The sequence below is a fragment of the Hymenobacter terricola genome, from assembly GCF_017921975.2.
GTDB classification, from domain to species: Bacteria; Bacteroidota; Bacteroidia; order Cytophagales; family Hymenobacteraceae; genus Hymenobacter; species Hymenobacter terricola.
This window is the reverse complement of record NZ_JAGEMO020000064.1, coordinates 1-18,879: the sequence shown is the minus strand read 5'-3', so window position 1 is coordinate 18,879 and position 18,879 is coordinate 1. Positions and strand designations below refer to the sequence as shown.

Below are 18,879 nucleotides of genomic sequence, written 5' to 3'. Positions count from 1 at the left end.
TTTCTGCTATTTCTAAGGTTTAGCCTTCTGCTCATCGCCCAGCCGACCAGCCATGCCCAAACTCATTTCCCCTCAGGTCGAGTTCGGCTTGCTGCTGAACCAGACCAGGCAGATAGCGCCGGAGGTTTTCACCCCCGACGGCACTGGTTTCCTGAACCTGCTCGAAGGGCGCTGGCAGGAGCCCGGCACCCCGCGCCCCTTCGTTTCGCCCGTCGATGGCACCGTGCTGGGTGCCTTGCCCATGCTCAGCCGCGATGTGGCGCTGCGGGCCGTGCTGTTTGCCAAAGGCGAAGCCCCCGCCTGGGCCGCCACCGACCTTGACGAGCGCCGTGCCAAAGTGCAGGACTACCTGACCCAGCTGCGGGTCCACGCCGAGCTTATCGGCAAGCTGCTCATCTGGGAAATCGGCAAAACCTACAAGCTGGGTTTCACCGACATCGACCGCTGCATCGACGGCATCCAGTGGTACCTCGACAACATTGAAGGCATGCTGGGCGCGCGCAAGCCGCTGGGCCTGGTGAGCAACATTGCCTCCTGGAACTACCCCTTCTCGGTGCTGCTGCACGCCGTGCTGGTGCAGGTGCTCTGCGGCAATGCCATCATTGCCAAAACGCCCACCGACGGCGGCTTCATTTCCCTGAGCCTGACCTTCGCCCTGGCCCGCCGCTGTGGCCTGCCCGTGACGCTGGTGAGCGGCCCCGGCGGCGAGCTGAGCGACGTGCTGGTGAAAAACGACGCCGTCGACGGCCTCTCCTTCGTGGGCGGGCGCTACAACGGGCGCAACATCGCCGACGCGCTGGCCCAGACCCAAAAGCGCTTCATGTTCGAAATGGAAGGCGTGAATGCCTACGGCATCTGGGATTTTTCGGACTGGAACGGGCTGGGCGACCAGCTCAAAAAAAGCTACGACTACGGCAAGCAGCGCTGCACGGCCTACGTGCGCTTCGTGGTGGAACGGCGGCTGTTTCCGCAATTCCTGGAAACGTACTGGACCGTGGTACACAGCCTGAAAGTCGGCAACCCCACGCTGATGGATGAGGCCGACGACAAGCTGCCCGACCTCGCCTTCGGCCCCGTCATCAACAAGGCCCAGGCCGAGGACCTCGACCGCCTCTACGCCGATGCCCTCAAAACCAGGGCCACCCCCCTGCTGGCGGGCCGCCTCGACGACAGCCTGTTTCTGCCCGGCCAGGATAGAAGCACCTACCGCGCCCCGCGGGCCCTGGTGAACCTGCCGCGCCAAAGCGAATTATATTTCAAAGAGCCCTTCGGCCCCATCGATTCCATCGTGCTGGTGGATAGAGTGGAGGAGCTGGTGGGCGAGATGAACATCAGCAACGGGGCGCTGGTGGCGGCCGTGGCGTCGGACGACCTGAAGTGGGCCCGGCGCACGGCCCGGGAAGTGCGCGCCTTCAAGGTTGGCATCAACAAGCTCCGCTCCCGCGGCGACCGGGAGGAAGCCTTCGGCGGGCTGGGCGAGTCCTGGAAAGGCGCGTTCGTGGGCGGTGCGCTGCTGGTCGAAGCCGTGACGAATGGCGACAAAGAGCTGCTGGGCAACTTCGAAGAGGTGCTCCGGCTGCCCGCCGTGACCTAGCGCCATCCTAACCGGGCAGCGGCATAAGACCCATGTTTCGACCATTTCCGCTCACTGGCTCTATCCCGATAAAATAATGATTATCTGGAATTTATATTTTATTTTAAGCTGCAGTTTTCTAGCTGTGACCTGACAGCCCGCCTCTATCTTTTCGCTTAAGCAGCTGCGGGGCTGAGTTAAGCCAAGGCCCGCCTTTTCAATGTTTCACCACTAAACCCACAACCATGGAAGCTGCTGTGCCACAAAACCCCAAAGCCGGGCTCAACGCCCTGCTCACGCCCGAAAACTGCGTGCTGCTGTTGATTGACCACCAGCCCTTTCAATTCGCCACGCTGCGCAGCCACGACACGCAGACCGTCATCAACAACGTGGTGGGGGTCGCCAAAGCGGCGAAAGGCTACGGCGTGCCCACGCTTTTGTCCACCGTCACGGAAGCGCGCGGGGGGCTCATCCTGCAGCAGCTGCAGGAGGTTTTCCCGGAGCAACAACCCCTCGACCGCACCTGGATCAATGCCTGGCAGGACGAGCGGGTGGTAGCGTGGGTGGCAAAGACCGGCCGCAAAAAGCTGGTCGTGGCCGCGCTGTGGACCGAGCTGTGCCTGGCCATGGTCGCCATTCAGGCCGCCGGCGAAGGCTACGAGGTGTACGTGGTGACCGATGCCTCGGGCGGAATCAGCCCCGAAGCCCACGAGATGGCCGTTCAGCGCATGATTCAGGCCGGGGTCACGCCCATTACGTGGATGGTCTTTTCGGGGGAGCTGCAGCGCGACTGGGCCCGGACGGCCACCACGCCGGCCCTGGGCGAAAACCTGATTGCGCACGGGGGGAATGTGGGCACCAGCCTGCTGTGGGAGGCCCAGCTGCTGGCGGCCAAACCGGCGCAGAATGCGTCCGTTGGCGTGTAACCCTCTGCCTTGCTGATGGAAGGGGTGGCGGGCTTTATGAGGCCCGCACTGCTGAAAAACCAAGCCCGTCACAATCGTTGGTAGCGCAGTGCCCCTGATGGGTGGAGCCAGGGTTCCGGCTCAAGACTATAGAGCCTGAGCGGCGCGAATGGCCCGTCTCGGCCAACCTGGCCGCTGCCCCATTCAACCAGCAACAGCTGGCCGTGAATGCCGGCGGGGCCTTTACCGTGCTAAAGACGTATTTGCCCGCGTATAAACAGCAGAATAAGGGCCGGCTCTTCTTCACCGGCGGCGGGCTGAGCACGGCCCCTTCCCCGGTCCTGGTTGGGTTGAGCATGGGCAAAGCAGCTTTGCGTACTCGGGTGATAGGCGCGGCCCTAAGCGTGCAGGACACCAATGTGCAGGTCACCACGCTGACTGTTAACGAAGTAGTCAAAGACGACGACCCCCAATACAACGCCCCGGCAATAGCCGAGCAGTTCTGGCATCTGTTCAATCAAACCCCAGGGCATTTCGAAGCGGAGGGTATCTACTGCCTGCTGTTACGCAACGTAAGGCTGGCGCGCGTCTGCGACGCGCGCCAGCATCTTGTCGGAACGGCCATCCAGTGGTTCGACTGCCATTTTTTGGGAACGCGGCTGGAACTGGACGTATCCCTGCCGATAGGCGCTTTTCAGCGTGCCTACATCATCACCCCCAGCACGCATTTTTTTACGATTACCCCCTGTTACGCCTTCACTCTTTCGCCTTCGGATAAGTTTTCCATCAGCATGCGCCACCATCTGAATTACAACTTTAACGTCATTGGCACCCATACCAGGCCGGGCATTTCGTACAACACCAACTACGCGTTTGAATATGCCGTTTTGCCCGGGCTTAGGGCCGAAATAGCCGGGTATTTTCTCACGCAGCTGAACCAGGATTCGGCGGGAGGCGATGGCCGGTATTTTCTGACGCGCTACCAGTTGGCCGATACCCGGGAACGCGCCATGGCCATCGGGCCGGGCCAGGGCTATGTGAGTCCTTCGGGGCGCTGGTGGCTCAGTACGGCGGGCAGGTAGTTGCGGCAGCGGATGACGCGGGATAGGCTGGCGGCGGTCAGCGCCCCTGTTTCGGCGGCGAAAAGGCCTTTTCCCAGCGCCTTCGGCACCTGGGCCAGCTTCTCGGCATCGAGTCCTTGGGGCCGGCCGGGGGGGGCTTGCCCGGCGCGGCGGCGCCTCAGCCCGCTCGATGGGAGCTGTCGTCACGTTGAAAAACCAACTTTCACTGCCATGAAGCCAGCAATATCACTTCGCGCGCAGCAAGGTCTGACGGCTATTGCCCTGGTGGTCGCCCTTCAAATCGGGGTGCCGGGAGGGGCAAAAGCCCAAATCACGGGTCCGGACTCCGTCGCGACGGGCCACCTCGCCAACTCAGCCGAGGAATACTGGCCGGCGGTGAAGGACACGTTGCACAACAGATTCATCAACAGAATAAAGCACCTGCCCATCCGGTCGGGGCGGGGTTTCATGGGCTACGGGCTGCACTTGCGCGAAACCTACGAAAATTACCAGACCTACTACTGGGGCCTGGGACCGACCGACCGGAACGGTTACCTGCTGCACCGGGCCATCGGGTACGCCGATGTGCGCTGGAACCGGCACTTCCGGGCCTATGCCGAAGCGAACAGCAGCACCATTTCGGGGCGCACCGGCGGGCCGCGCCCGGTGCAGGACGTCAACAAGCTCAACTTCAATCAGCTCTTTGCCGAACTCTCCTGGCCGCTGGCGCCGCGGGCCCACCTGTTTGTTCGGCTGGGCCAGCAGGCCCTGCAATACGGCCAAGGCACGCTGCTGGACCTCCGCGATATCAACGTCCGGCGCTCGTTTATGGGCGCTAAAGCCATCGTTTACCTGGGCAACACCCGGGTCGATGGGTTGGCCATGTGGCTGGTGCGCAACGACCCCGGGTTTTTCGACGATGGGCGCGACCGCACCCAGTGGCTGCTCGGCGGCTGGCTGACCCATGCCTACCAGCACCGGTTGGTCACGCGCCTGGACCTGGTTTACCTCTACGTCCACCGCGACCGGACCCTCTTCAACCAAGGCATCGGCGCGGAAAGGCGGCACACGGCCGGCTCGTCCCTCTACTACAAGCGGGGCCACTGGAACGGCATCACGGAAGTCGAAGGCCAGCTCGGCCATTTTGCCGGCGGCCCGATCAAGGCGTGGAAGGCCGCGCAGCTGGTCGCTTACGAAGTGCCGAGTCCCAAATGGCGGCCCGTATTCACCTTGCAGGGCGCTCTTTCCAGCGGTGACCGCAATGCGTCGGACGACGAGCTGAACACGTTTAACCCCCTCTATCCCAAAGGGATTTACTACGGGTATGTCGACAACGTGGGGTCTTCCAATGTTCTCGTTGCACATCCCCGCGCGGACGTGAATCTGGCACCCCAGATTCGGCTCCTGACGGGTTATTACCGCTTTTGGCGTACCAGCCTCCAGGATGGGGTGTACGTGCCGAACGGGGTGCTGCTGTTGCCCGCGGTAGCCACCGGACGCTTTATCGGGGAGATGTACGACGTCATTCTGGCCTACAACCCGACCCCCGTCCTGACGATGCAGGCGACGGGGGTATACTTCAGACGCGGGCCCTACTTGCTGAATCAACCTGCCCTGACTACCGATATATATTATGGCGGGCTGCGGGTCACCGTCCGCATCTGAGCGGAGTAGGCTGACAACTGCCGTCAGCACTGGAAGACATTATCTCAATCAACAAGCCAAATGAAGGGCATCGAAAATGGCGATTCAACCGCCAATCCATCACCCGCTCGACGAGTTGCCGTTGCGGCTGGCGCGGCTTCTGATGCCCCTGTGCTGGTCGGAAACACGGGCACTCGGCCTAACCAAACTGTTTCACCATGAACCCTACTCCCCCATTCCGTCGGCCGGCGCTGGTTATGCTGCTCGCGCTGTTGCTTCTTTCTTTCCCCACCATGGCCCAACAACCCGCTTCCGTCCGTTCTTTAATGAGTAGCTATGGCTTCGAGGATACCATAGCGCGCCTGAAAACGGCGCTGACCACGCACGGCCTGACCGTATTTGCCGACATCGACCAACGCGCGGCAGCGGCACACGCCGGCCTGGAGCTACGCCCCACCCGGCTGCTGCTTTTTGGCAACCCGGCTTCCGGCACGCCCATTATGCAGGCCAACCCCCACGCGGCCTTGGAGCTACCCCTGCGAGTGGTGGTGTGGGAGGATAACCAGCAGCTCGTGCACCTTGATTACCAGGACGCCGTGCAGGTGCTCACCACTTACTATTCGGTGACTCCGGAGCTGACAGCGCGCCTGGCCGCCGTGCCGGCATTACTCCAGACGGCCTTGGCGAATAAATAGGATGCTACAGCCACTCTCCTGCACCACAGCACCGATTCCGCCGCTACGTTATCAATACCTTAGCCGCATTGGCCCGCAAGCCACTACCGGATTTGGCTTTCCGCAGTGAGGGCCTCGTAGAGCCCGATAATCATTCCATCAGCCAGGCGAAGGTAGCCGTGCGACAAGCCCGGACATATGTCGGTTGGCCCACTCACGGTAAGCAGCCCGGCGGCCTGCGCCTGCTCCATTGCCTGGCCCAGGTTGGCCACCCGGAAGCTGACGACGACGGGGCCATGCGCGAACAAACACGCCGGCGGATTGGCTCCGGGGCCGTAGAGTTCGAGCAAGTTGCCATCGGGGAGCTTGCCGGCCCAAAGGCCGGGCTCCTGATGCACGGCCTCCGCGCCCAACACCGCGATGGCGAAGGCTTGCAGGCAGTCGAGGTCGGGCCGGCTGACGTTCAGTGCCAGCTTGCAGGCAGTCGGAATCGGCATCAGTTTATTCGCCAAAATCAAATAGCAGAAAACAAGTCGGTTGTGCCCTATTTGAGGCGGTTGCGGATACGGCTCAGCGTCTCGGTAGTCATGCCCAGGTAAGAAGCGACCATGTGCTGGGGAATGCGCAAGGCCAGGCCGGGGAAGTGGTGCAGAAACTCCCGGTACTTTTCTTCCGCCGAGTAGCTGATGGCCGCGTGAATACGGGTCTGCGAGGCCATGAAGCCGCGGTACAGAATGGCGTTTATTACGCTGTTGAAAACCGGCAGTTCCTGGCGCAACCGAACAAAATCGTCCCTCTTAATCAGGAGAAGGGTCGAGTCCTCAATCGCATCAATGTTGTAGCGGGAAGGCTGGCCGGAAGCCAGGCTTTCCTGGTCGCCGGCCCACCAGTTTTCCGGCGCGAAATAGATGATGTGCTCGCCACCCTTCGCATCCACCGTGTACGTGCGCAGGCAGCCCTGCGCCACAAACCCGTGGTACATGTCAACATCGCCGGCGTGCAGCAGATACTGGCGTTTGCGCAGCGGCCGCAGCAGCGTTGCGGCCTGGATGTGCCGTAAGTCGTCGGCAGTGAAATCACCCTTGCTAAGCAGGTATTTCGCCAACACGTCGAACGTAGGCGCGGGATGTGGCGGATGCATGCGCAAAGAAATGCCTTTTGCGGTAATGCCACCTCCTAAACCCGCTGGCGCGCTCTGGCCCTGCTACCGCCGGCCAGAGCGCGCCGTTGGTTTTTAGGCCGTGTAATGAGTCAGCCACTTGGCTTTGATAGCGGCGCGGGCATCAATAAATTCTTTGTCCGTACCCTCTGCGATGGCATCGAGCGGGTAGCGCAGCGGACGGGTGCCGGCAGCCATATTCACCAAATCCAGCACCCCATCGGCAATGACCTGCGGGTTCATGTCGTAGGCGACCATTTTGCCGAACAGGCCGGCCCCCATGGCATTAAACTTCTCCGCGGCGGCTTCGCCGTAGGCGGCCACGATGTCGGCCTTGTCGGCGTTGACCCCGGTTTTCTCGCCGGAATTCATTTCCGTGGGGTACACGCCGGGCTGGATGCTCACGTTCTCAATGTGGTAGTCGCGCAGTTCCTCCTGAATGCCCTCGGTGAGGCTTTCGACCGCAAACTTGGAGGACAGGTAGGGAATCATGAAGGGCAGCGTGTGCCCGCTGGCCCCCGAGGTGATGTTGATAATCAGGCCGCTTTTGGCCTGGCGCATGGCCGGCAGCACCGCCTGGTAGGTGCGGAGCACGCCGTAGAAGTTCACCTCGAACATGGCGCGGACCTGGTCCAGCGAGTAGGCTTCGACCAGACCATAGCCGGTCACGGCGGCGTTGTTGACCAGCACGTCGATGCGCCCGTGCCGGGCCAGGGTTTGCGCCACGGCCCGTTGCACCGACTCGTCGCTGATTACATCCATCTCCACAACCTCAACGTTGGGCAGGGCGGCCAGCTCCTGCGCGACGGCGGCATTTTTGCCGGTGCTGCCGCGCATGCTGGCAACGACGGTGTGGCCGGCCGCGGCCAGCGTGGTGGTCATCAGCTTGCCAAAACCGGTGCTGGTGCCGGTAATTAAGATGATTTTAGACATGGCATGTAAGCTATTGGTAAGAGAAAATTAAAGGAGTTGCCGGGCCAAGAAATATAGGGTGTTCCGACAGCACAAAGGTCGGCTAAGCCTACTACCACATCCTTTGACATATGTCAAAAAAACACCTTGACAAACATTAACAGCTTACATGCATGGTGTTGACTAAGTGTCGATTAATCAAATACATCACATGGTCATGACTATTTGTGGTGTGTAATGCCAGCTGCTTCATTTTCGGCTTTTAACCACCCTCACCCGGACAGCTAGGCGGTGCTGGAGGGGCGAGCAATGCCCAGCCGGGCCAGCTTGCCTTCCAACGTGGTGGGCTTCATATGGAGCAGCTCCGCCGCCCCATTTTTCCCTCGGATACGGTGATTGGTCTGCTCCAGAGCCGCGAGCAGATTGTCCCGCTCGGCCTGCTCATATGGCTTAACAGCCGGGGGTGGCGGCCCGGGCGCACCGGCCATATAGTCGGGCATCAGGGGCTCGACCAGCGAAATAATCGGCGTGGTGGCCATGATAGCGGCCCGCTCCAGCAAGTGCTCCAGCTCCCGGATGTTGCCCGGCCAATGGTAAGCCTGCATTTGCCGCAGCGACGCTTCCGAAATGCCCATCAGGCGCTTGCCGAGGTTTTTGGCAATCTTATGCAGGAAATAAGTCGCTAACGGAAGCAAATCTTCCGGCCGCTCGCGCAGGGCGGGCAGCCGGATGGGAAAGACGTTGAGCCGGTAAAACAGGTCGGCGCGGAAACGGCCCTCGTCCACTTCCTGCTGGAGGTGACGGTTGGTGGCGGCAATGATGCGTACATCGCATGGAATGAACCCTTTGCCCCCGATGCGTTCAATCTCCTTTTCCTGCAGCACCCGCAGCAGCTTAGGTTGCAGCTCCAGGGGCAGCTCGCCAATTTCGTCCAGGAAGATGGTGCCCCCGTGGGCCAGCTCAAACTTGCCGATACGCTGGTCGGTGGCGCCCGTAAAAGCCCCTTTTTCGTGCCCAAACAGCTCGCTCTCGATGAGCTGGGGCGGCAACGCGGCGCAGTTCACCTTGATGAGGGCTTTGCCCTTACGCGCCGAAAGGTTGTGGAGCGCCCGCGCAATCAGCTCCTTGCCCGTGCCCGTCTCGCCCAAAATCAGAACCGTGTAATCGGTCGGTGCTACCTGTCCCACACACTTGAACACGTTCAGCAGCAGGTTGCTATCGCCGATGATTTGCTCGAAGTCGGCCCCGGTTTTTACTTCTCCCAGCAGGTAGGCATTCTCTTGTTCCAGCTGTTTAAGCAGAGCGTCAATTCGACCGAAGGCCATGTGGTTTTCAAATCCCAACGACATTTGCAGGCTGAGCTGCTGAAAAGACGCAAAATCTTTTTCGGTGAAAGCGTAGGCCGCTCTACTGGCCAGCACCAGCGAAGCCACCGCATTGCCGTTGGTGGTCATGGGCACAATCATGCAGCATTGCAGCCCGAGTGAGTCGCTGTAAAACTGCGTAATCTCGTTCTGGTGCGAAAGCTGGCGGTACTGCTCGCCCACATAAAGGCCGGCCCGGCTGAACGAGCCGTCGATTTCATCCAGTTTCTCCTGCCAGTGTGGTTTGTCTTCCGGCTTGGGCAGCAGGTCTATCAGGGAGAAAGGAACAAATTCGCCCTCTTTTTTGATGACCGTGCCATCGATGACGGAGCCTTCCAGCTTCATGCCGGCGCGATACACGCTAAACAAATCGCAGGAAATGACCTGATTAAGGGCTGCCGCTACCTGCCCGATGATGGCCGGGTACGGCTGCCCGCCGGTGAAGGCATTCAGTATCGTCAGCTCGGCTGTCCTGAACTGCTCCCGGGCGGCAATTTCCTCAAAGGCCATCAGCCGGTCCAGGGTGAGGGTGAGCGAAGGCTCTATTCGCTCGAGCATTTGCAGATGCTCGGGAAGGAAAGCGGCCGCCTGGTCGCTATAAAAAGAAATAAAGAAGGTGCCATACTGGGCCGTTTTGAGCGGTATTATCAGATTGGACCGCAGCTCAAAACGCTCCGCCAGGAGCCGCTTGAGCGGACTTTGCTGGCACGCCGCTTCAAAATCCGCTCCGTTGAGGATGGAACCCACGTCATAGGGATTGGCATCAATTATCTGGATGGCCTCGTCCCACGTCAGGCGGGCTTTTTGAATGAACTCGCGTAGCCAAATCGTTTGATATTCGTCCGGGCCGGTCCGTCGGAAAGAGCAGGCGCGAAAGACACTTATACGCTGTTGGTTCTTCAGGCCCATAATGAGGTAGCTGAAGGGAATGAAGGGCTTGAAAAGCCGGGCCACTTTTACCAGGCGGTGCTCCCAGCTCCCATCGCCGGATAAGGCATCGGTGAGGGCAATTTGCAGGGCCTGCTCTTGCCGGATGCGCACTTCAATGCCACGGGCGTGCCGGTACTGGGCCATCTCGACTGCCACCAGCACATCCTTGTCGCGGAAAGGCTTCACGATGAATCCGTAGGGCTCCGTGGCCTTCGCTTCTTCCAGAATGCGGGTGTTGGTATTGGCGGACACCAACACGAACGGCACCCCCGCTTTGTTTAGCAGATGAGCCAGGTTGATGCCCCCTTGCGGGTCCTTCAGATGAAGGTCGAGCAACACCAGGCTGGGCCGGTGCTGCCCAATCAGGTGGAGGGCCTGGGCGGCGGTGAAAGCGGTACCACTCACAACGTAGCCGGCCAGTTCCACAATCTGGCGCAAGTCATTGGCCACGGCAAGCTCATCCTCCACGATTAGGATGGATTGCTGGGCGGGTGACGGAAGCAGCAGCTGGGAACCAGGCATCGCTAGCATGGCATGGGACATGGCCAAATATTCTTTCTCAAAGGCTAAACGCATTTTCAGCCCCTCATTATTCCAAATGGTGCGCCTGTTGCCCAACTGCTGACTGACTCCCGGCATGAGCACCACCCCGGGGAACGACTGCCCTCCTGCCGGGGCGCGTAGCCCGGCCATCAGCAGCAGAAAATCTGGAAAAAGGAATTATAGTTTTTGCTTAGCGCAAGAAATGGGCCGCATCCAGCTTCTGCATCATTAACTGTAGCACGCGGCAGGGCGGTTGCGGTGCTGATTGTGAGACTATTCCCCAGCGCTACGGCGCAACGAAGTTCCTGCGCAAAAGCACAAGATAATAACATTATAATCATATATAAAACTTACATGCATTTACTGCCTTCATAGGCTGGGTTCAACTCCTTAAATGCCCCGTGCATCCTTCGCCCTCTGAGTAACCTCCATTCTCATGGAGCGTGTGTGGCAGAATCTCCACGGGACTGGAGTTTAAGCAGTTAATCGTATTCTCCCGAAGCAGCACGCCGTCGAGAAAAAAGGTCTTTTCTGGCCAACTGGCTGGCTTCCGGTTTATTCGGTAGCCCGGCCAAGGCACTTGGCACTCTTTTCGGTTAAGATTGGCCAACCACGGCTTACCAGGCCGGCCTGTTCACGAACCTGAGTTACCGGCGCTTGTACCCCCCTCCCCGCGTTTATGGAAATCCAACCCCAACGCTTCCAGGCCCTGATTATCGGCTTTGGCAAAGCCGGCAAAACCCTGGCTTCTTTTCTGGCCGGTCAGGGCTGGCGGGTGGCGCTGGCCGAGCAGTCGGCTCAGATGTACGGCGGCACCTGCATCAACATCGCCTGTATTCCTACCAAGTCGTTGGTGTACAGCGCCGAGGAGGGAGTGCCCTACCCGGCGGCCATTGCCGAAAAAAACCGGCTGACCAGTTTCCTGCGCCAGCGCAATCTGGCCAACGTCACGGCGTACCCGCAGCTAACGGTGCTCACCGGCAAGGCCTCGTTCGTCACGCCGAAGCAGGTGCGGGTGCACCTGAGCGAGACCGGCGAAGACGTGCTGGTGGAAGCCGAGCACATCTTCATCAACACCGGCACCCAGCCGCGCCTGCCCGACCTGCCGGGCCTGCACCACAACCCGCGCGTGTTCACCAGCACCACGCTGATGGAGCAAACCGAATTGCCCGCCCGCCTGGTCATCCTGGGCGGGGGCTTTATCGGGCTGGAATTTGCCAGCATGTACGCCCAGTTTGGCTCGGCCGTCACGGTGCTGGAAAGCGGCCCCGCCTTTTTGCCCCGCGAAGACGAGGACTTTGCCGACGTGGTGCGGGCGGTGCTGACCCGCAAACAAATCCGCATCGAAACCAGCGTGCGGCTGCTGCGCATCGAGTCAGCACCGGCTGCGGCCGAGGACGTGGTGGTATACGAAGACCAGCAGGGCCAAACGCAGCGCCTGCCCGCTTCGGCCATCCTGGTAGCCGTGGGCCGCAGGCCGGTGACGGCGGACCTTAACCTGGCCGCCGCCGGCGTGGCCCAGGATGCCCACGGCTTTATCCCGGTCAACGAGCACCTGCAAACCAACGTGCCCCACATCTGGGCGCTCGGCGACGTGAACGGCGGGCCGCAGTTTACCTACATTTCACTCGACGACTACCGCGTGGTGCGCGACCAGCTGTTCGGCTCCGGTGCGCGCACCACTGCTGACCGCCGGTACGTTGCCTCCACCGTTTTTATCACTCCGCCGCTGGCCCATGTCGGGCTGCGCGAAAAAGAGGCGGTGGCCCAGGGCTACACCGTGAAGGTCCTAACGCTGCCCGCGGCCGCCAGCGTGCGGGCGCAAATCCTGCGGCAAACCGAAGGCTTGCTCAAGGCCGTGGTAGAAGTGGGCACGAACCGCATTCTGGGCTGCACGCTGCTGTGCGTCGAAGCCGGCGAAATCATAAATACGGTGCAGCTGGCCATTCAGGCCGGCTTACCGGCTACGGCGTTACGCGACCACATCTTTACCCACCCCTCAATAGCAGAAGTACTGAACGACCTATTTGCCAAGGTTTAACCGCCCTCGCGCCCTTTACTCAGCTAAGCCTTCCCCGCTATGATGACTTCCCCCTTCACTCTGGTTGACCCGCGCACTGGTGAGCCGAATTTTCAGCTGCACGAGTTTGGCCCCGGTACGGATTATGTGCAGTGGCAGCATCGGCCGACCTATTCCGTTCTCTGGATTCAGCAGGGCGAAGGCCGCTACGACGTGGCGCTGAGCAACGCGTCGTTTGCCGTCCAGACCCTGCTGTTCTTCTCCGCGAACCAGCCGTTTCGGTTATCGTTCGATGACAACACCCTGGTTCGCGGAGTGGCCTTGCACTTCGGGCCGGATTTTTATTCCCAGCAAAAGCACCAGGTTGAGGCCGCCTGCAAGGAGTTGCTGTTCAACCTGGCGGCCGCGCCGGTCACCATACAGGTGGGCGCGGACGACGAAGCCGCCTTTACCGGCATGGTGGCCATGTTACGGGAAGAGATGCAGCAGCCGGCGCTGGCCCAGCGCGAGATGTTATTTTCCTGCCTGAAAATTTTGCTGATTCGAGCCTCCCGGCTCCGCCTCGAGCAATCAGCCGAAGCCGCGGCGGGCCCCGCCCGGGCAGCGGTGCCGGACGTGCTGCAACGGCTGGAAAAGCTGATTGAGCAGCACTACCATCAAAAACATACTCCGGCCGACTATGCCCACCTCCTCCATTTGAGCCCTAAGTCTTTGGGCAAGCTGCTGCGCACGTATTATCGCAAAACCCTGACTGCGCTGATTCAGGAGCGCATCGTCATCGAGGCCAAGCGCCAGCTGTACCTGACCAACAAATCAGTCAAGGAAATTGCCTTTGCCCTGGGCTTCAACGACCAGTACTACTTCAGCCGGTTTTTCAAGCACACCACCAGTATTGCGCCGCAGCAGTACCGCCGCGCCGGAATGGAAAGCATGGGGGCCTTCGCTGGCTAAACGGTCTTTCAGGAATCGTCTGATTCAGAGATTAATCCGCCGAAGCGGCTAACCTGATTTACTCGTTGACAAAGGTCGAAGCTCAATCCAGGTGCTTTGAATGGGATGCCACCGAAATGCGCAGCTACCGCTGCCCCGGCATTAAATCGAATTGCATAACAGACTGATTTTCAGAATTGTTTTACAAACATCGTATGCCATGAAGACGCCCAAAGTAATCAAAGCAGGGACGACTAAATTTCTGGACGTATTCGGTCCCACTTTGCAGCTGCTTACCTCGCCCTCCGAACCGGATATTGAATACTGTGTAATGGAGGGGACCATTCCTCCGGGGGTATCGGTGCCACTGCACAGCCATCCCGACAATGAAAGTTTTTATGTGCTCGCCGGCGTTGCCCAATTTTTGGCCCAGCAGGAAGGCGGTTTCAACTGGCTGGAGCTGAAGGTCGGCGATTTTGTGCACATCCCCGGTAATGTAAAGCACGCCTGGAAGAATACCGCCACCGAAAACCTGGTGACGTTAACGACAACTACTCCGGCACTTGGAAGATTTTTTCAGGAAGTGGGCCGGGTGGTTGAACCAGGTGAGCAGCAGCGCGCGCCAACACCCGAGGAAATAGGCCATTTTGTTCAAATTTCCATTCAGAAATACCACTATTGGTTGGGCACTCCCGAGGAAAATGCTGCTGTCGGAATCTCCCTTTCTATGGAAGGTTGAGGTGGTCGGATATGAATGCCGGATGGGCTATGGCCGGCAGAGAAGGTGATGACGTTCGATTCCGGGCGGGGAGCAGTTGTCCGCAGCAGAACGGTGGAGGTTGGTAAATCCACCTTTCCGCAGCTGGCGCGCGCGCTCCCGTCCCCGATGCAGAAACCGGCCGTTGCGGTGCCTGCAGCGAAATAGGCCAGCGAATTACGTTACCGGAAAATACCGACGGGGTACCAGGCAGCGACAAAAGCGGGGCATTCCATTTTCCGAAACGTTACCGCGCAGGCTCAGCACATTCAGGTGTGGCCCAACGTGCGCGGCCCGCGGCAAGAAGTCGTGCTCGTCGCCGCCGGTGCCGTGCAGCAGCAATGGGGTGCGGGCCGCTGGCACCGGGGCGGGCTGATAGAGGTAGCGCAGGGGGTGGTAATCAGCATTGGGAGCGTAATGCTACAGGATTTGGGGCAGGCGAGCGGTGATTTGCGCGCGGCGGACTTCGTGCTGCGGGGGCAGCAGCAGGTGAGTGCCCAGCTCGGCCAGGGGCTCATCAATCAAAAAGCCGGGGTTATCGGTGGCAATTTCGAAGAGCACGCCGCCCGGCTCGCGGAAGTACAGGGAGTGAAAGTATTGCCGGTCGATTTGGGGCGTGACGTGCAAGCCGCGGCGTACCAGCACTTCCCGAAAATGCTGCAGCGTGGCATCGTCGGCGACCCGGAAGGCCACGTGATGCACCGAGCCCCCAGCCACGTGGCCCTGGCTGCCATTCACGGTTTCTATCACATCCACAATGGCGGCCTCGGGCACGGCATCGGTGGTTAAGCGGCAGCGCCCCCCTTGCTGCCGGAGCAGCTGATAGCCAAATACCTCCGTGAGCAGCGCCACCGTGGCCGCCGCCCGGCCGAGGGTGAGCTGCACCGCGTGGAAGCCCCGAAGCGCGACCTCCGCCCCTACTTCCGCTGTTGTCCAGGGCACGCGCTCGTCGTGGGTGTTGCTGATAACGAATTCCAAAGACAGCCCATCGGGGTCAGTAAACGCCAGGCAGGGCTCCCCAAACCGCTCTTCCAGCAATTGGTACGGCACCTGGCTTTCCTCCAGGCGCTGCATCCAGAAGGGGAAGCTGCCGGCCGGTACCGAGTAGCTCACTGCCGAGGCCTGCCCCACGCCGGGCCGCCCCGTCACCACATCCCCCCAGGGAAAGAACGTAAGGATGGTGCCCGCTGCGCCCGTGGCATCGCCGTAGTAAAAATGATAGGTGTTGGGGTCGTCAAAATTGACCGTTTTCTTAATGAAGTGCATTCCTAACAGCTTGCTGTAGAAATTGTAGTTGCGCTGCGCCTGCCCGGCAATTGCCGTGATATGGTGTAGTCCTAATATCCTCGGATTCATGGTAGAGCAGGAAATATGGTTTAAGAAATTGCCCCCGGGTTCCTCCCGCCTGGCTGCGTGGCGCTGGTGGCGGGCCGTTGGCGGTGAGGGCTAACGCCCGACTGAAAGGAAAAAGCGCCGCAAAATGCTCCTGTGGGCTTATGCCGGCAGGCGTTCCATCACGCCCGCGGTCAGCAATTTCAATCGGCCTCCGAGGCCCACCGCCTTAAAGGCTTGCTCAAAGGCTTCCCGGTGTTGGGTGTCATGCGACCATCCCTCGTAATGCAGGGGAATCAACGTGGCTTTGGGGAAGGCCGCCGCGGTGTCAAGGGCGTCGTTGGTGCCCATTGTCACGTTGAAAGGGCCGCGGGGCTGGGCCGCGCCGGCATACACGAACACATACGCCGGCTGGAACCTGGCAGCTACCTCAGCTATACCGTCGTAAAATACGGTGTCGCCGGTCAGGTATACCTCCATCGGACTTTTGCCCTTCACCGAAAGCAAGAAGCCGACGACGTCCCCGGAGGCTTTTTCAGTCCCCGCGGGGCCGTGCCGGGCCGGGGTGGCCGTGATGGTGATTTCGTCGCCGTTTGGGGCCTGTAGCACCGTGCTTTCCCACGGCAGCAGCCCCTGGCTATTGCCCAGCAGGCGTTCGGCTCCTGCTTTGGTCGTCAGCGTGGTCTTTACCTCTTTTAGAAACTCCCGGCCCTTCTTATCCAGGTTATCGCTGTGCTGGTCGTGGCTGAGGAGGACCACGTCAATCGGGCCGATGTCAGTCGTTGCCGGTCCGATTAGCTTGGTAATCACCACCTCGGCAACCACGGGGTAAACCCCGCCCGCGGGGTCCAGCGTGGGGTCCGTCATGAAGCGCATTCCGCTAATGTCGAGGATAACCGTGGGCCCCCCGATGTACGTGACGTCAAAGCTCCGCCCGGGCAAGGCCGGGTGGGCTGGTAAAGCGTGTTCCGCCGTACTGTCAGCGGTTTGGGTGGCGGAGGAAGGCAACATAAGCTTGGTACATAAATTATTTCCAGTCAACGGATTGCCTCGAAAATGCGGAACCGTGTAATGGAAGTATTTACCCGCCCGATACCGCATTAACTTGGCCGGGCCAGTCGCAAGCGAGGGCAAATCGTCCGTTCAATGATTTATCCCTTCGCAGCCGGGGCGCCGGGGTGATTCCTGTAATGCAATATCCAACTAGTCAAGCAAAACTATGGGCTATAGTGGGCTTATGAAATGGACAATTAGCGTCCTGCCATGGATTTTCTCTCCTATTAAGCAGGACAATCACGCTGTTTCTGTAAACTGGCAACAGGTCCGGGAGTGTAAACCAAATAAATAAAAAAACAGACAGGTTTGTTTTATGCTTATTCGGTTGTATCTTTGCTTTATGATTTTGCCAAAAGACAAAGATTATCGTGCTCGAATCAAACTGGTGGATACCGCGGCCGAGCTTTTTTACCGGCAAGGCTACACGGCTACTGGCATCAATCAAATTATTGCGGAAGCCGGGGTAGCCAAGGCCAGCCTCTATCAGCACTTCACGGCTAAGGAAGAGCTATTGGTGGCCTACCTTGAGCAGGCAATCACGGCCGCGTTCGTTCGGTTGCGGGCTCAGGTACTACCGCTTGCCAATCCGCGGGACCAAGTACTGGCGTGCTTTTCCCTGATGGCCGAGTTCATGGATGGCCACGATTTCCGGGGGTGCCGGTTCCAAAACATGCTGGCCGAGGTTCCCGCCAGCAGTCCACGGGTCCACGAACTTATTCAGCAGCACAGCATTCAAATGCGCGATTTTTTTGCCGAGCTACTGTTGCCCATTGCCTGCGAGGCCAACGCCGACTCCATTGCGCTCCTTTACGAAGGGGCCTTAATCTCCTGCCAGATTCATCGCAGCCTGGCCCCTATCGAGACCGCCAAAAAAATCGTTGCAAGCCTGCTGTGATTTTTTTAAATCAATCGTACAAACCAGTCTGTTTTTTTGAACTCCTTATGAACTCCTCCCTGCTTTCCTGGCTCCGTGCGCTTGCCAATCTTCAACCCCTTGGGATACGGTCGCTACGCTTGGCCATTGCCCTCGTCCTGATTTGGATTGGTGGGCTCAAATTTGCGCCCTACGAGGCCGATGGCATCGTCCCTTTCGTGGCCCATAGCCCGTTTATGTCCTTTTTCTACCAGCATCCCGCTGATTATCAAAAGTATCAAAACAAAGAAGGAGAGTTAAATATCCATAACCGGCAGTGGCACGAAGCCAATAATACCTATGGTTTCGCCAAAGGCCTGGGCGTGCTGCTGATTGGGCTTGGGCTCCTACTGTTAGGCAACCGCCTGCACCCGGCTCTTGGCCTTGTCGGCGGGATTTTAGTGGTAATACTAAGTCTCGGCACGCTTTCCTTTCTGATTACAACCCCCGAAGCGTGGGTGCCCCACCTGGGCGATGCCGACTACGGGTTTCCCTTCTTATCGGGCCGGGGCCGGTTGGTTATCAAGGATGTGATGATGCTCGCCGGCGCAGTGGTACTGATTGCCGACTCGGCCCGCCAATGGCTGAGCCGGCTGCAGCGCGAGGCATCGCACTGAGTACAAAAGGCTGCGGAATCCCGTTCGGTTTATAAAAGCTGAGGACCCGCAATTGTGCGAGAGCATCAAAAAGTGTGAGGCATTGGGGCCGGCCTACAACGTGGCGCTGGTTTGGGCCCGCGTCGGCCTCACCTGCCTCATCATTTTGGTCGTGGTGAGGCTGGTGCTCTCCGCGATGCTCATCGAGCAATTCGGCTGGTTAGGTGGCCTTGGTTAAAAGGCTGGTCCAGAAGTCGCAATTGGAGCGGTAGTTTACTCGCCAGCAGTGGCTTCCCATTCGTGGGGAGCAGCGTACCCAGGTCGAAGCGTCGCGCATTGGCCAGCGCTTCGTCGGAGACTAGTGCTGCGTCAATCGAGTTAAGCAACAACATTAAGGATTTAGAGTTGAGGGCCTATGGCCCGACCAATCTCTCCCTTTTCCCTTCCGGCAGCTGACCAGGCCGCCCTCGAAAAATTTACACGCTCCGGTCGTCAGCCGGTGCGTGCGGT

Annotated in this window: 16 protein-coding genes; 10 read left to right on the top strand and 6 right to left on the bottom strand. The window is 59.6% G+C overall.

The features are described 5' to 3' along the window. The first annotated feature begins 52 nt into the window (after positions 1–52). From J4G38_RS22465 to J4G38_RS22445, 5 genes are all read left to right on the top strand, one after another. On the top strand, positions 53–1,594 hold the full coding sequence (locus J4G38_RS22465) for an aldehyde dehydrogenase family protein (RefSeq protein ID WP_210521141.1): 1,542 nt from the start codon (positions 53–55) through the stop codon (positions 1,592–1,594). A gap of 224 nt (positions 1,595–1,818) precedes the next feature. Next, a complete protein-coding gene (locus tag J4G38_RS22460) occupies positions 1,819–2,499 on the top strand; it encodes a hydrolase (protein WP_226163689.1) in 681 nt (226 codons plus the stop codon). A gap of 383 nt (positions 2,500–2,882) precedes the next feature. Then, on the top strand, positions 2,883–3,560 hold the full coding sequence (locus J4G38_RS22455) for a transporter (protein ID WP_210521140.1): 678 nt from the start codon (positions 2,883–2,885) through the stop codon (positions 3,558–3,560). 264 nt (positions 3,561–3,824) lie between these two features. Then, a complete protein-coding gene (locus J4G38_RS22450; protein WP_226163687.1) occupies positions 3,825–5,204 on the top strand; it encodes an alginate export family protein in 1,380 nt (459 codons plus the stop codon). A gap of 197 nt (positions 5,205–5,401) precedes the next feature. After that, the gene (locus tag J4G38_RS22445) at positions 5,402–5,878 is read left to right on the top strand and encodes a DUF302 domain-containing protein (RefSeq protein ID WP_210521138.1); all 477 of its coding nucleotides are present in this window, start codon (positions 5,402–5,404) and stop codon (positions 5,876–5,878) included. Positions 5,879–5,961: 83 nt separating this feature from the next. Here the strand turns inward: J4G38_RS22445 and J4G38_RS22440 are convergent, their stop codons facing one another. The 4 genes from J4G38_RS22440 to J4G38_RS29040 form a co-directional block, all read right to left on the bottom strand. Further along, a complete protein-coding gene (locus J4G38_RS22440; RefSeq protein WP_210521137.1) occupies positions 5,962–6,354 on the bottom strand; it encodes a VOC family protein in 393 nt (130 codons plus the stop codon). Between the two features lie 47 nt (positions 6,355–6,401). After that, on the bottom strand, positions 6,402–6,998 hold the full coding sequence (locus tag J4G38_RS22435) for a Crp/Fnr family transcriptional regulator (RefSeq protein ID WP_210521136.1): 597 nt from the start codon (positions 6,996–6,998) through the stop codon (positions 6,402–6,404). 93 nt (positions 6,999–7,091) lie between these two features. Next, a complete protein-coding gene (locus J4G38_RS22430) occupies positions 7,092–7,949 on the bottom strand; it encodes an SDR family oxidoreductase (protein ID WP_210521135.1) in 858 nt (285 codons plus the stop codon). 263 nt (positions 7,950–8,212) lie between these two features. Further along, positions 8,213–10,744, bottom strand: coding sequence for a sigma 54-interacting transcriptional regulator (locus tag J4G38_RS29040; protein WP_210521134.1), 2,532 nt, complete (start codon positions 10,742–10,744; stop codon positions 8,213–8,215). A gap of 700 nt (positions 10,745–11,444) precedes the next feature. Between J4G38_RS29040 and J4G38_RS22415 the strand changes: the two genes are divergently transcribed. The 3 genes from J4G38_RS22415 (at position 11,445) to J4G38_RS22405 (ending at position 14,454) form a co-directional block, all read left to right on the top strand. Next, positions 11,445–12,806, top strand: coding sequence for an FAD-dependent oxidoreductase (locus J4G38_RS22415; protein WP_210521133.1), 1,362 nt, complete (start codon positions 11,445–11,447; stop codon positions 12,804–12,806). Positions 12,807–12,845: 39 nt separating this feature from the next. Continuing rightward, complete coding sequence (locus J4G38_RS22410) at positions 12,846–13,736, top strand: helix-turn-helix domain-containing protein (protein ID WP_210521132.1); 891 nt, start codon at positions 12,846–12,848, stop codon at positions 13,734–13,736. A gap of 199 nt (positions 13,737–13,935) precedes the next feature. Further along, positions 13,936–14,454, top strand: a complete 519-nt coding sequence (locus tag J4G38_RS22405) for a cupin domain-containing protein (RefSeq protein WP_210521131.1) — start codon at positions 13,936–13,938, stop codon at positions 14,452–14,454. Positions 14,455–14,892: 438 nt separating this feature from the next. Here J4G38_RS22405 and J4G38_RS22400 read toward each other — a convergent pair whose 3' ends face one another. Together J4G38_RS22400 and J4G38_RS22395 are read right to left on the bottom strand one after the other, a co-directional pair. Then, the gene (locus J4G38_RS22400) at positions 14,893–15,828 is read right to left on the bottom strand and encodes a ring-cleaving dioxygenase (protein WP_210521130.1); all 936 of its coding nucleotides are present in this window, start codon (positions 15,826–15,828) and stop codon (positions 14,893–14,895) included. Positions 15,829–15,966: 138 nt separating this feature from the next. Further along, positions 15,967–16,815: an MBL fold metallo-hydrolase gene (locus J4G38_RS22395; RefSeq protein WP_210521129.1), complete on the bottom strand. Its 849-nt coding sequence runs from the start codon at positions 16,813–16,815 to the stop codon at positions 15,967–15,969. A gap of 385 nt (positions 16,816–17,200) precedes the next feature. On the opposite strand from J4G38_RS22395, the gene J4G38_RS22390 reads away from it, so the two are divergent. Both J4G38_RS22390 and rclC read left to right on the top strand, forming a co-directional pair. Then, positions 17,201–17,755, top strand: coding sequence for a TetR/AcrR family transcriptional regulator (locus tag J4G38_RS22390; protein WP_210521128.1), 555 nt, complete (start codon positions 17,201–17,203; stop codon positions 17,753–17,755). After that, positions 17,752–18,390, top strand: coding sequence for a reactive chlorine resistance membrane protein RclC (rclC, locus tag J4G38_RS22385; protein WP_317198223.1), 639 nt, complete (start codon positions 17,752–17,754; stop codon positions 18,388–18,390). The genes J4G38_RS22390 and rclC overlap by 4 nt, the downstream gene beginning before the upstream one ends. Positions 18,391–18,879: the final 489 nt, after the last annotated feature.